This window comes from Janthinobacterium lividum, assembly GCF_011601275.1.
Lineage (GTDB): Bacteria > Pseudomonadota > Gammaproteobacteria > Burkholderiales > Burkholderiaceae_D > Janthinobacterium > Janthinobacterium lividum_E.
Map to the genome: position 1 here is coordinate 1 of NZ_JAAOLY010000040.1, position 13,536 is coordinate 13,536.

A 13,536-nucleotide genomic window follows, 5' to 3' on the forward strand; every position below is an offset into this window, starting at 1 on the left:
AACGCACGCGCATCTTCAATGACATGGCGATCCAGCCGATGGCCAACTTCGGCATGGAATTTGTCGCCCTGTGGCAAAAAGACGAGTCGAAAGCCACCGGTTCCTCGACCTGGACCTCGGTCGGCGTGCGTCCCGTGTACGCCTTCACCGACAACTTCAAGCTGGTGGGCGAACTGGGCACGGACCGCGTGACGCAATCGGGCGGCCAGCCGGCCAAGCGCTTGACCAAGCTGACCATCGCACCGACGATCTCCGCCGGTCCTGGCCTGTGGTCGCGTCCTGAACTGCGCGCTTTTGTTACCTACGGCAAATGGAACGATGCGGCCACCGCCTCGGTCAACGCGTCGAACAACGGCGGCCCGATCTATAACAACAATACCAGCGGCACGTCGTATGGTTTCCAGGTAGAAACCTGGTTTTAAGCTGAACCAACCCAGAAGCGAAGGCTGGGGTCAGACCCGACGGGTCTGATCCCGAAAAAAGGGCGGAACCTCGGTTCCGCCCTTCTCTGTTTACACTACCGGATTCAACTTACGGCAATGCCACCGGCAGTTCCGGATACTCCTGCGTCAGCGCATACTTGGTGCCGCCCACGGTAACCGTGTAATTGGCCGGTCCCGAGATCGGCAGGCGGTAGTTCAAGGTCAGCGCCACGGAGCTACCCGGCGCCAGCGATTGCCAGGCGGGGATCGAGAAGCGGGCCCGGTTGTAGTTCTTCGTGAAACCGCCGATATTGTTCGGCCCTGTGTAGCCGGCATTGATCACCGTCAAGCCAAAGCCGGACTGGTCGCTCATGTCCGATGGCGCCGACACGGGATAGTCGAACTCCACCACGGTGCCGCCCGGCAGGGTCGAGGCCGTGTTGTTCTTCACCGTCATCACCGGGTTGATGGGGAAGTTGTTGTCGCCCAGCTTCCAGCCGCCCAGGGTGATGCTGACATTGGCCGCCGTGCCCGGCATGGCGATTTCGGCGCGCTTGTTGCCGTACACGCCGGCCGTGCGGAAGGCCTGGTACAGCACGTCCGTCAGGGTGGTGCCCATGAAGTACTCGCCCTTGCCGCCATTGCGCGTGGCATCCCAGGCATAGTCGCCCGCCATTTCCCAGATCATCACGCCGCCGATATTGTTGTTGACGATGTACTGGGCCTTGGCCGCGATCGACTGCGTGGTTTCCGTGGAAATGAACACTTTCTTGGTCGCATTCCACAGCCACGGCGCCACCATGGTGCTGCTGTAGTACGGCACATAGGTGCCCACCAGCGCCTTGTCCGTGACTTTATAGGCGTCCAGATAGCTCGGCACGATACCGTTTTGCAAGTTCAGCGCATGCCAGATGGGGTTGCCGCCGCCTGGCGTCGGTTTACCTTGCGAGTCGAGGTCGTACCAGACGTTGTCGATGCCGGTGGCGCCCATGCCGCAGGTTTTTACGCCCGCGCACGTGACCGTGGAATTGGTCAGCGCCGTCGTGCCCCACAGGCCATTCGTGCCGCCCGTCACATCCTTCCAGCCCCGCGTGTAGAACGGCACGCCGATATTGATGCGCCCCGCCTGCATGGCGCCCCGGTAGTAGCGGTAGGCCCAGTCCGTATTCAGGTAGCCGATGTTCTGGTACTGGTAGGCATTACCGGCACGCAATTCGCCATCGTTGCCGTCGTCAAACAGCGCCGCGTTTGGCCCCACATACTGGTTCCACGCACCGTGCAAGTCGTAGGTCATCAGGCTGGCGTAATCGAGATATTTCAATCCCGACATATTTTCCTCGCCGCGCAAGACCCAGCCCGAAGCGGAGCCGGCGATGGTCAGCAAGTAATACTTGTTGTCCTGCACGGCCGCTTCGTCGAGCTTCTGGCGCAGCACTTTCAGCAGTACGTTGTAGCTCGTCATCAAACCGGCCAGGCGCGGTTTCGAGACGGCGAAGTCGTTCGGATTGCCCGCTTCATTGTTGGTGGTCGGGTGTTCGTAATCGACATCGACGCCATCGAAGAAGTTGTACTGGCGCACGAAGGCCACCATGGAATCGGCCAGGGTGTTGATGCCGGCCGTGTTGATGCTGCCATCCGCATTCGTCGTGGCCGTGTAGAAGCCGCCGCTACCGGCCCAGCCGCCCACGGAAATCATCAGTTTCACGCCCGGATACTTCTTCTTGTATTGCGCCAGCAAGTTGAAGTGGCCCTTGTACGGCAGGGACGGGTCCATGGCCGCGGCCGGCACGTTCGGCCACGTGAGGCCCGTATCGGGATTGGCCGCGCCGCTGCCGATGGCGATTTTCGACGTGGCCGGATCGACGGAAGCAAACGCATAGTTCAAGTGGGTGATCTTGTCCCATGGCAGGTTATTCACCAGATACGTGGGGCTGCCATCGACGCCCGTGCGCCAGCTGGCGAAGTAGCCGACGATGCGCCGGTTCAAGCCATTGCCCAGCACTTCGCGGCCATTTGCGTCGTACACCTTGCAGTACGGCACGTTCGGCACGGCCGAGATGAGACCGTCTGGACGGCAAGCCGTGGGCGTCGGTGTTGGCGTTGGCGTTGGCGTCGGTGTTGGCGTTGGCGTTGGCGTTGGCGTTGGCGTCGGCGTCGGCGTCGGCGTTGGCGTTGGCGTTGGTGTATCCGTCACGGCCCATGGGCCCCACTGGTCGGCGGCGCTCGGGACATTGCCTTGCGTCCACCATTTGGCCTTGTAGGTGACGCCCTGGTAAAGCACGCACTGGCCGCCCGTGTAGACGGTGGCGGCATCCCAGACGGCGCACGCTTCCACGGCGGCCAGCAAGGTGTTGGGCGTGGCGGTCGTGCCTTCCTGGCCGCCGCCGCAAGCGACGAGCACGCCGCTGAGCAGGGCCATCAATAATGCATTCGATTTCATGTTGTATTGGTCTCCGTTATGGTTTTACAGCTTGTACGTTGTGAGCTGTTGCAGGCCCCTCGAGGGGCTCTTGTCAACTGTTATCCCTGGCTGGCCAGTCCTGCTTTTGCTGCTACTGCAACTTCACATTCCAGTTGGCTTCCACGCATTTCACGTAGTTCCCGGCCAGCAAGGCGCTGTACGGGGTTTGATAGCTGACCAGCTGGCATTGGTTCTCGCCACCGGCGCTCCAGTTCTTTTCCCAATAAATGTTGTAGGAAGCGGAACTGGCCGAGGTGAAGCGCTGCATGTTGGCGCACGACAATTGTTCGCCGGAATAATCCCAGCCCATGTCGGCGGCAAATTGCTTGTAGTAATCGATGCGGTTTTGCGCGGCCTGCTTTTCCGTGCCCTGTCCGCATTCGGCGTTGATGATCATGATGGTGGTGGCGAAGTTATTACCCGCCCCGGCCGCGGTATCTGCCGCGTTCGGCACCCACGTGCCGTCGAGCACATGCAGCATCGACGGTTTCGGCGGTTGCGGATAGACAAAGAAGAACGTGGCCGACGCCAGGTTCAGCCAGGTCGACGCCACCAGGTCCGGATTCTTCAGCAGCACGGACTGGTCGCCGTCATGCATGGCTTGCGAGAAGGGACCGTAGTTGTAGTTGTACGACAGCTGCTTGGCGCCGCGGCCAAAGTACTTCTTGAAGCTGCCGTCCGCATTCTTGCCGCAGGTCCACACCTTGTTGAAGACGGGATCGGCGCACTCGATGTTGTAGCCGCAGCCGGCGCCCGTTTCGTCGCAGCCCAGTTCGCGCAGATACTTCAAGCCCTGGCGCCATTGCGGCAGCGGGCTGCTGGCATTGTGGTCGCCCGTTTCCTGTCCGAAGTGGGCGAACATCGTGGCCAGGCTGTGGCGGCAGATGGCATCCGCATTGCGCCCGTCGCTGTAGTCGTCGCACACGGCGGGGAACTTGGCCACGGCTTGCAGGAAGCGCTGGTACGTATAGCTGGCGTCGCGCGCGGCAAAATAGTAATCCCATTTCGCCGCCGGCAGCAGGCGCTCGACCCGCTTGACGTTGAGCGGGTTGCTGGCCAGTCCCGGCTGCACGGCCTCGACGGCCGTATTGCCCAGAGTACGGATCGACGCCTTGACCTTGCGGAAGAAATCGTTGTTCGTCAGCGCCGCCTCGTTGGCCTCGGCCTGGGCCTTGGTGGGCACGCCTGGCGTCGGAGTCGGAGTCGGAGTCGGCGTCGGAGTCGGTGTGGGCGTTGGAGTCGGGGTGGGCGTCGGCGTCGGGGTGGGCGTGCTGCTATCGAGGCTCCACGGTCCCCACTGGTCGTTGTTCGGCGCCGTGCCCTGCACCCACCATTTGGCCCGATACACCTTGCCGTCATAGACGGCGCACTGGCCCGCCGTGTAGACGGCAGCGGCGCTCCAGGCCGCGCAACTGTCGCTGGCGGCCGTGGCGGCCAGCAGGGTCGATGGGGGTTCGGTGGTGGAATTGCCGCCGCATGCGAGCAGCGCGCTGCCCAGCAGGCCAGCCATCAAAGGCGAGGCCAGCCGGCTAATTTGCCGTGTCTTCACAATGTCTCCTGAACGTTATACGAAAACTATCGAAGTAGCTTTTTATGTTGTACGTAAAGAAAGCACAGCGAAGCATCGGCTTTCTGCACAGAGAATGCGGCGCCCTAAATTGGTAGTCAAGTGGTTTTATATAACGGTGTTTTTTACAGTACCAGTGATGTTGACCGCTGCGTTGGCAAGCGATGCAGCGGTGAATGGGACAGGTAAAAAAAAGCCCGCTGCGCAATGGCAGCGGGCAATACCGCGCAAGATGGGTGGAAGCAAGTGGTATTAAGGGTTGCCGCGCGTCCGGGACAAGCTTATCGGTTCAGCACGTACTTCGCCAGGGCCGCAGCATCGGCTTCACTGAGCTGGCTGAATGGCGGCATCGGCACGGGCCCCCATTTGCCAGCGCCGCCATTGCGGATATTCGCCGCCACGGCAGCGACACCGTCCTTGCCCTTGTACCTGGCTGCCACCTCGGTAAAACCCGGGCCGACCACTTTCTGGTCAAGCGCGTGGCATGCCATGCAGCCGTTCGCCGTCAGCAAGGTCTTGACATCCTTGCTGCTGGCGGCCGGGGCAGCGGCGGCAACGGGTTTGGCGATGACCGCGCCCGGTGCAGCGGTGCCCCGCTCCACGCCATAGGTTTTCACCAGGTAATCGACCATGGCCGGCACGTCCGCGTCGTCAAACTGGGCGCCGAACGGCTTTTTCATCTTCTTGACGGTCGCTTCCCAGTAGGCGCGCGGCGAAGCGGGCGGCTGGCTCGATGCATACTGGGCCGCGTGGCACGTCATGCAGTTGCGCTGCACCAGCTGGTAGCCGGGCAATGCGCTGGGTTTGTAGGTCGCCGTTTCCGGCGGCAAATGGATTTCCAGCGCGCACGCGCCCCCCGCCGCCGACAGTGCCAGCGCGGCAAACAAGATCTTCATATGTTTCTCCTCACACTGCGTCGATGCGCGTGGTTTCCACCACGTTGCGCATATAACCCATGGGATTCCACAGGGCTTTCATGGGCTGGCTCTGGCCGATGCGGTTGACGGCGCGCACCATCAGCACGTGCTTGCCCTTGCGCGGCGCCTTCATGACCATCGTCCACTCGCGGAACGAGAAGCGCCCCAGGTCCTTGCCCAGGGTGGCTTCCTGCCAGCTGTGCCCGCCATCAAGCGACACGGCTACCTCGCTGATGCCATGGCCGCCATCAAAAGCGATGCCGCGCAGGGCCAGGTCGCGCCCCGCCTTCACTTGCGCGCCATCTTGCACGCTGGTGATGAAGGAGCGCACGTTGAGGCGGCTGATCGGCGTCGTCTTGCCCACGGGCGCGCCCGGCTCGATGAAGCCGGAGCCATTGTCGGGAATGCGGTAGCCCGTGCTCATCCAGAAGCCGTCGAACGGCTTGTCGAGCACGGTGATCTCGCTCAAGTGCTTGACCCAGTAGGTCCCATAGAAGCCTGGCACGATCAGGCGCAGCGGGTAGCCGTTAAGGAAAGGAATGTCCTCGCCATTCATGGCCCAGGCCAGCATCACGTCGCCGGCCATGATGTGCTCGACGGACAACGCTTTTTGAAAATCGGGACCGTCGCCCACGGGCGGCGTTTCCAGGCCGTTGAAGGCCACTTGCACGGCGCCAGGCTGTATCCCCGCCTTTTCCAGCACGGTTTTCAGGGGGATGCCCGTCCAGCGGGCATTACCCATGGCGCCATTTCCCAGCTGCCCGCCATTCGCGCGCGGGGCAAAGAAGCCGCGACTGTTGCCCGAACATTGCGTGACAGCCACCACGTCGACCGGATCGGCCAGCTGTTTCAGTTCGGCCAGCGACAGCTCCAGCGGCGTCGTCACCAGGCCGGCAATACGCAGGCGGTAGCTGCCGCCGTCTATGCTGGTGGGCAAGCCGCTCCAGTGGTAGCGCACGAAAAACGCGTCATTGGGCGTGATCGCGCCTTCGCTGAAGACGCTGAACGGCGTTTCCAGCTGGGGCGGACGGCTGGTCAGCAGGATCAGCGGGCGCTTTTGCGGGAAGGCCACCAGCTCGCGCTCGCCATTTTCAAACGGCAAGGTGACGGAAGCGGCCAAGGTCGGCCCCGCCACTGCGGCGGCGCCCAGGGCGGCCGTCGTGCGCAGGAAGCGGCGCCGGCCTGCGGGCAACAAGGTCGTGTCAGACATGTTTGAGCTCCACTTTGGCTTCGTTGTCACCATTGCGGTCGTCGTTGACGAGCTTCTTGATGTAGTACATGACGCTCATGATGACCACGCTCAACAGGCCGAACCAGAACGACACGCGCTGCTCCGTATCGGACGACACGCTCATGGCGCCGAGGATCACCAGCATGGCGATGATAGTGAAATACGTCAGGTAGGGGAACAGCCACATGCGCACCTTGATGCGTTCCGGGCATTCGCGTTCCAGGCGGCGGCGCAAACGCAATTGAGATATCGCAATGAGCAGGTAGACGAACAGGATCAGGATGCCGTAGGAATTGACGATGAAGGGGAAGACGAGGTCGGCCGACACATACGATACAGCAATGGCGAAGTAGGCGAACAAAGTGCTGAACAAAATGGCGCGAATCGGTACGCCGTTCTTGCTCAGCTTGACCAGGCCCGTGGGCGCATCGCCGCGGCGCGTCAATGCAAAGATCATGCGCGACGAAGCGTACAAGCTGGAATTCAGGGCTGACAGCACGGCCGTCAAAATGATGGCGTTCATGATGTGGGCCGCGTACGGGATATTCATGACGGTCAGGGCGCTGACGAATGGCGTGGCGATGGCTGGTGTATCCCAGGGCACGATGCAGACGACGACAAACATGGAACCGACATAGAACATCAGCACGCGCGTGATGACGGAATTGGTGGCGCGGGCGATGGCCTTGGCCGGGTCCGACGTTTCGGCGGCGGCGATGGTAACGATCTCGGCGCCCGAATAAAAGGCCGTGGCGGCGACGGCGCCGCTGAGTACCGGCCCCCAGCCGTGGGGCATGAAGCCGCCATGGCTGGTCAAAAAGCCCAGGGTCGGGATGCTGTTAGGCAAGCTTCCCGTGATGAACAGGGCGCCGACGAACAGGAAGACGATGATGGCGACCACCTTGATCGAGGCGAACCAGAATTCGAATTCGCCGAACGCCTTCACCGAGAACAGGTTAAGGATGGTCATCGAGACGAGCAGCACCAGGCTGATCGACCACGACGGCACGTCGGGCAGCCAGAAGTTGACCAGCTTGGCGCCGGCGATGGCTTCCAGGGCCACGACGACGACCCAGAAATACCAGTACATCCAGCCGCTCATGAAACCGAGGAATTTCGCGACCTTCGGCTTGTCGTCGAAGGCCAGGCGCGCGTATTCGTAGAAGGAGCCGACCACGGGCAGGGACGAAGCCAGCTCGCCCAGCATGCGCATGATCAGGACGACGAGGCCGCCCGTGAGCAGGAAGGAAAGGATGGCGGCCGGGCCGGCGGCCTTGGCGATGACGCCGCTGCCGACAAAGAGGCCGGCGCCGATCACGCCGCCGATGGCGATCATGCTCATGTGGCGTTGCTTCAGCGAGTGCTGCAAGCCGGTACTGTTATGCGATTCGCTAATCATTTGTGTCTCCTAGTAATATCTGAAGCTCGGTGCGCCCTCGCCTGCTGCGGCTGGTTTCAGCCGCGCGGCTTTGTTTTATTTAGGCAACACCGTCAAGCAGCATCGATACATCATCAAATCAGTCTGGTTGGCTGCATGCCATAAGTCAATCTGGAAATGCAGCGGCCCGGCGCGGTCGCCAAAGGGTAATCGCGCTGGAGAGTAAGTACGGGGTATTGCGGGTTATTGCCGAGTTATTGCTGCTTAAAAAATGGGAGCGGCGGCAACACTTGTGGCGCCGGCGCCACTCCCAAGAACGTCTTACACCTTGCCCTTCCATGGCACGAGGGTACGTTCGAGGTAACGCATCATCAAATCAAACAGGAAAGCGAAGAAGCCGATCACGATAATGCCCATGATCACCACGTCGCTGGCCAGGAACTCGGAAGCGCTGAGCACCATGTAGCCGAGGCCGCGCGTGGCCGCCACCATTTCGCCCGCCACCAGGGTGGTCCAGCCCACGCCGATGCCGATGCGCATGCCGGTGAGGATTTCCGGAATCGCGGCCCGCAGAATCACGTGCACGATCACCTGGAAACGGGTGGCGCCCATCGAGTACGCCGCGTGGATTTGCTCCAGCGACACGGAACTGACGCCGGCGCGGGCCGCGATGGCCATCGGTGCAAAGATGGCCAGGAAGATCAGGTAGACCTTCGAAAACTCGCCGATGCCGAACCAGATGATAACCAGTGGCAAGTAAGCGAGCGGCGGCAGCGGACGGTAGAACTCGATCAAGGGATCGAAGATGCCGCGCGCCACGCGGTTGACGCCCATCATCACGCCGATGGGAATGGCGAACAGGCAAGCCAGGCCAAACGCGCCGAACACACGTACCAGACTGGCGACGGTGTGCTCCCACAGGGTGGCGCCGCCGAAACCGGTGGTGGCCGCCATGATGAATTTTTCATACACGGCTTGCGGCGACGGCAGGAACAGCGGCTTGACCATGCCGCTGGCCGTCACGCCAAACCACAACAGCAATACAGCGATGACGGTGACGGTGGCGATGCGGCTGGAATTGCCCTGCCCCGGCGCGCCGAACGCTTCGCCGGGCATGGCGCAGCGGGGAGCGAACAGGCGGCCAAAGAAGCCGGCGCGCTTGGCGGTAGCGGGAGGAAATCCCACGGCGGATGGGCTATGCATGAGACACCTCCAGCTCTTTATTGACCGCGCGTTCGTCGCCATAAATGATGTTGAGCACCGTTTCGCGCATCTTGATGAAATCCGGACTCGATTTCACGGCGCGCGCATCGCGGCATTCGAGGAAGCGCTTGTTGAAATCGAGTTCATACGTGTGCGTGATGCGGCCCGGGCGGGGCGACATGACGATCAGCCGGTTCGCCAGAAACAGCGCCTCGTCGACGCTGTGGGTGATGAAGAAGAACATGGTGCTGGACTTGGCCCAGATATCGAGCAGCAATTCCTGGATGGTTTCGCGGGTCAGCGCATCGAGCGCCGCCATCGGTTCATCCATCAGCAGCATGGCGGGATTGCTGGTCAGGGCGCGGGCGATGCCGACCCTTTGCTGCATGCCACCCGACAACTGATAAATCATATTGTCGTGAAAGTCCTTCAAGCCGACCAGCGCCAGGTTTTTCGCCGCCTGTTCGCGCCGCACGGCTTTCGCAACGCCTTGCAGCTTCAAGCCGAACTCCACGTTCTCCATCACGTTCAGCCACGGCAGCAGGGCATGTTTCTGGAACACGACGCCACGGTCGGCGCCCGGCCCTTCCACCTTGTTACTGCCCAACATGATTTCGCCCTTGGACGGGGCGATAAAGCCCGCCATCAGGCTCAGCAAGGTGGTCTTGCCGCAGCCCGAGGCGCCCAGCGCGACGACGAAGTCGCCGCTATTGATGGTGAGATTGATATTATTTAAGGCATGTACGCGTTCACCGGCCGTCTTGCCCGGATAAATCACGCTGACATCCTTGACGTAGAGATTTTCCATCATGTGCCCCGCATAGGTGTAGTCACTTCAGTTCAACGCACTCTGTTCAGTCAGCGCGCCCGCAGGCGCGCCATCGCACAACGTTTACTTCAGCAGGCCGGCGGCCTGTGCATACCTGGGTGTCACATACTTGGCGTAATCTGGTGCCAGGGTATCGATCTTGCCTTCGCCCTTGAGGAATTGCGCCGTGGCCAGCAGAGCTTGCGCCACGCCGCCCTTCGCGCCTCCACCGAGCCAGGCCGGCGAAGCCTGCTCCTGCATCGATGGGTAGGCGTACAGAGCCACGGAAGCGGCCACGTCCTTGGCGGCCGCGCCCGAATGCTTGACGTTGGCTTTGACTTGCGGGGAGTCGATGGTCCACGCCTTCGGATTGGCGCGGTAGTCGGCGTCGGCAGCGGCCATCACCTTGACGAACTTGGCCATGAAGTCGGCATTCGCTTCGCCCCAGGCGCGCTCGACGGCCATGCCGTCGAACGTGGCCTTGCCCTTCTTGCTCAATTCGCCGGAAGTGACGAGTACCTTGCCGTTTTGCTTGAGCTTGCTCAAGGCCGGATCCCACACGAAGGCGGCGTCGATGTCGCCACGTTCCCAGGCGGCGGCGATCTGGTTCGGTTGCATGTTGAGCAATTTCACTTCCGTGGGCTTGATGCCCCACGTTTCCAGCGCGAACATGGTGTGGAAATGCGTGGTGGACACGAAAGGTACGGCGATCTTCTTACCGCGCAAGTCCGTCGGCTTGGTGATGCCGGCGCCATTGCGGGCCACCATCGCCTCGGCTTCGTTGATGTCGTCGATGATCCAGAACAGCTGCAGGTCAACGCCGCGGCTGACGGCCGCCGTCAAAGGACTCGAACCGATGACGCCGATCTGCACGTCGCCGGACGCCATGCCGGTGGCTACCTTGGCGCCCGAATCGAACTTGCGCCAGTTGATTTTATAGCCGGTGGTTTTTTCCACTTCGCCGCTGGCGATCGCGACGAGGAAGGGACCGTTGATTTCCTGGTAGGCAATCGTCACTTCCTTGCTTTGCGCAAAGGCGGTACCGCTGGAGGCCGCCACTACACCCAGTACCAGGGTGCCGAGGACGGCGCGGCGCATCGTTGAAAAAACCGTGTTTTTGCTCGTATTCTTGTTCATGTCTCACTCCAAGTTTATTGTTATGTGTGAACGTTCGGGCAATATCTGCTCCTTGCGGAACAGGCGCCGCTGGTTGCTCTTTGTCAACCATACGGCGGCTTGGTACGGCTACTGCGATTTAAAACACTTCATCTTTCAAGTGATACCAGCGGTACAGGAAGCGCTGGCCCAGGCGGCGGAACGGGGCGAAAGCTTGCGACTCGACCAGTTCCATCATGTTCGGGTACGGCAGTTTCGAATTGAAGATCGGCAAGCCCGTGTCGCTGGCCTTGCCGGCGATGCGCTCGGCCATGCGCCGGCCCGCCTGCGCCGAGTACATGACGCCGTTGCCGCCGTAACCGAGCGAATAGAAGATCGATTGCTTCGGGTCCGGTTGCACGATGCGCGGCATCATGTCGTGGCTGACGTCGACCCAGCCCCACCACGAATAATCGATGGCGATGCCCGTCAGCGCGGGGAACTTGCGGTGCAGATCGTTGATCAAAAACTGTTTGTACTTCTCGTCCGGCGCGTCGGCGCCCGTGATGGCGCTGCGGCTGCCGATCTGCACGCGGTTGTCCGGCATCAGGCGGTAGTAGTGGCGCAAGATGCGTGTATCCGTGATCACCTGGTGGGTGCGGAAGTTGCACGCCTCGATTTCCGCCGGCGTCAACGGACGCGTGACGAGCGAATTCGACAGAATCGGCAGCAGGCGGTTCTTCACTTGCGGATGCAGATGCGGCGAGGTGTAGCCGCCCGTGGCCACGGCCACGGAACGGGCACGCACCACACCGCCCGGCGTTTGCAGATAATGCACGCCATTGCGCGTTTCCCAGCCCATCACGGGGCTCGATGGGTGCACCTTGGCGCCCAGCGCACGGGCCTTGCGCAGGTAGCCGAACGCCAGCTTTCCCGCATGGATGCCGATGCCTTCCGGCTCGTGCAGCGCGCCGGCCGCTTCCTTGTCATCGACGAATTCGCGCTTGACGGTGTCGGCGTCGAGGATGCGCGCGTCGTACTTGAAGATTTCGCGCATGACCTTGGCTTCTTTTTCCAGCGCGGGCATGGCTTTCGCCTTGTGGGCGATGTACAGGTGGCCGCCCGGTTGCGGCTCGCAATCGATATCGGCCGTGATCTTCTTGAACGTTTCCATCGCGTCGCACACCTCCGCGTGCAGTTTCAAGGCCGTGTCCATGCCATAACGGGCGATCCACTGCGAGCGCTTCAGGCGGCCCGTCGTGCATTGCGCCTGGCCGCCGTTGCGCGTGCTGCAGCCCCAGCTGACCCGGTTCGCTTCCAGCACCGTCGCCTTGATGCCGTGCTCCTGGGCCAGGAAGATGGCGCAGGAGAGGCCGGTAAAACCCGAGCCGATGATGGCCACGTCGACGTCGATGTCATGCGTGATGGGGCCGTCGTCGGCGGGCGGCTCGCCGGCCGTGCCGATCCAATAGGTGGGCGCGTAGGCATTGCCGTGGCCGGGGCGCTGGGCCACCAGCGGATCGTAGGCGGGATCGTAGGACGTGCGGGCGGCGGTGCTGGTGCCCAGTACGTCAGATGGGGTGTCGACAGGTTTGTTCATGATCATTCCCGGTGAACGTGCTGGCTCAGGCGGCTTTGTTGCCGGTCGCGACGGGTGGGCGATCCTTGCGGAAGGCATTTTTTACTGCGATCTTGCCGTCGCGGAAGGTAAAGATATCGACCATGCGCGCTTCGATGCGCGTACCGTCCGCCTTGGTGCCGGCAAACGTCGATTCCGTCACGCCTCGCTCGCCGCTGACGAAGTGCACCGGATTGAGCCAGGCGGCGTCAGGGAAGGTTTGCCAGGCCAGCTCGAAGCCGGCGCGCACGGCGTCGCGGCCAATAAAACTCTTGCCCAGCAGATCAGGGCCGGCCACGGCGTGGAATTCGCAATCGTCGGCCATGGCGGCCATCAGGGCCTCGATATCGTGGCGGTTCCAGGCATCGCCGAACGCTTGCAGGAAGTCAGTGGTGACGGCGTCGGTAGGTACTCGTGTGTTCATTTTTGTCTCCGTGAGTCGAATTTGGTACTTTTCGTTCCGTTTTTTAGTATTTTATTGAATTTAAGCTGAATGCCTGGGCTTGTCAAATCAAATAATTCAAATACCGGGACGGTTTGTATTCTTTATTGAAATAGCGATGCAGAAGTGACAATGTGTGAGAATTTCGTCACAATGCTGTGTCGGATTACGCCGGGCTTGCTCCCGGCGTAATCCAACACTCCAGCAGCAAATCAGACGTAATCTTTATATTTATCCAGATGCCGCACTGGTTTACTCAGCGCATCGCGGCGGAACGGGTCGCCCAGCTCGCGCGTGCACATGATTTCAATGATGGTCGTCTTGCCTTCATTCATCTGCATGTCGATCGCCTTTTTCAAGGCCGGGCCCACATCTTCCAGCTTGTCGACCGTGA

General features: G+C 61.4%; 12 protein-coding genes. 1 reads left to right on the forward strand and 11 read right to left on the reverse strand.

Features of this window, described 5'->3' with window-relative positions; all coding sequences use genetic code 11:
- Positions 1-422: carbohydrate porin (locus GYK42_RS28565; protein WP_166450242.1), on the forward strand; the 422-nt coding region annotated here is incomplete at its 5' end.
- Positions 423-531: 109 nt separating this feature from the next.
- Here the strand turns inward: GYK42_RS28565 and GYK42_RS28570 are convergent.
- The 11 genes from GYK42_RS28570 to GYK42_RS28620 all read right to left on the reverse strand — a co-directional run.
- The gene (locus tag GYK42_RS28570) at positions 532-2,862 is read right to left on the reverse strand and encodes a chitinase C-terminal domain-containing protein (RefSeq protein ID WP_166450243.1); all 2,331 of its coding nucleotides are present in this window, start codon (positions 2,860-2,862) and stop codon (positions 532-534) included.
- Between the two features lie 112 nt (positions 2,863-2,974).
- Positions 2,975-4,432, reverse strand: a complete 1,458-nt coding sequence (locus tag GYK42_RS28575; RefSeq protein ID WP_346768177.1) for a glycoside hydrolase family 19 protein — start codon at positions 4,430-4,432, stop codon at positions 2,975-2,977.
- Positions 4,433-4,731: 299 nt separating this feature from the next.
- Positions 4,732-5,346 (reverse strand): c-type cytochrome, encoded by a 615-nt coding sequence (locus GYK42_RS28580; RefSeq protein WP_166450244.1) that lies wholly within the window; start codon positions 5,344-5,346, stop codon positions 4,732-4,734.
- Between the two features lie 10 nt (positions 5,347-5,356).
- Entirely contained in the window at positions 5,357-6,577 is a 1,221-nt protein-coding gene (locus tag GYK42_RS28585; RefSeq protein ID WP_166450245.1) for a molybdopterin-dependent oxidoreductase, read from the reverse strand.
- A complete protein-coding gene (locus tag GYK42_RS28590) occupies positions 6,570-7,997 on the reverse strand; it encodes an amino acid permease (RefSeq protein ID WP_166450246.1) in 1,428 nt (475 codons plus the stop codon). Before GYK42_RS28590 ends, GYK42_RS28585 begins: the two co-directional genes overlap by 8 nt.
- Before the next feature lie 300 nt (positions 7,998-8,297).
- On the reverse strand, positions 8,298-9,092 hold the full coding sequence (locus GYK42_RS28595) for an ABC transporter permease subunit (protein WP_051959683.1): 795 nt from the start codon (positions 9,090-9,092) through the stop codon (positions 8,298-8,300).
- Between the two features lie 79 nt (positions 9,093-9,171).
- The gene (locus GYK42_RS28600; RefSeq protein ID WP_035828937.1) at positions 9,172-9,987 is read right to left on the reverse strand and encodes a taurine ABC transporter ATP-binding protein; all 816 of its coding nucleotides are present in this window, start codon (positions 9,985-9,987) and stop codon (positions 9,172-9,174) included.
- Positions 9,988-10,071: 84 nt separating this feature from the next.
- Positions 10,072-11,124, reverse strand: coding sequence for a taurine ABC transporter substrate-binding protein (gene tauA / locus GYK42_RS28605; RefSeq protein WP_431190193.1), 1,053 nt, complete (start codon positions 11,122-11,124; stop codon positions 10,072-10,074).
- A gap of 118 nt (positions 11,125-11,242) precedes the next feature.
- Positions 11,243-12,682: an NAD(P)/FAD-dependent oxidoreductase gene (locus GYK42_RS28610; protein ID WP_166450248.1), complete on the reverse strand. Its 1,440-nt coding sequence runs from the start codon at positions 12,680-12,682 to the stop codon at positions 11,243-11,245.
- 25 nt (positions 12,683-12,707) lie between these two features.
- The gene (locus tag GYK42_RS28615; RefSeq protein ID WP_166450249.1) at positions 12,708-13,124 is read right to left on the reverse strand and encodes a nuclear transport factor 2 family protein; all 417 of its coding nucleotides are present in this window, start codon (positions 13,122-13,124) and stop codon (positions 12,708-12,710) included.
- Positions 13,125-13,354: 230 nt separating this feature from the next.
- Positions 13,355-13,536: hypothetical protein (locus tag GYK42_RS28620; protein WP_166450250.1), on the reverse strand; the 182-nt coding region annotated here is incomplete at its 5' end.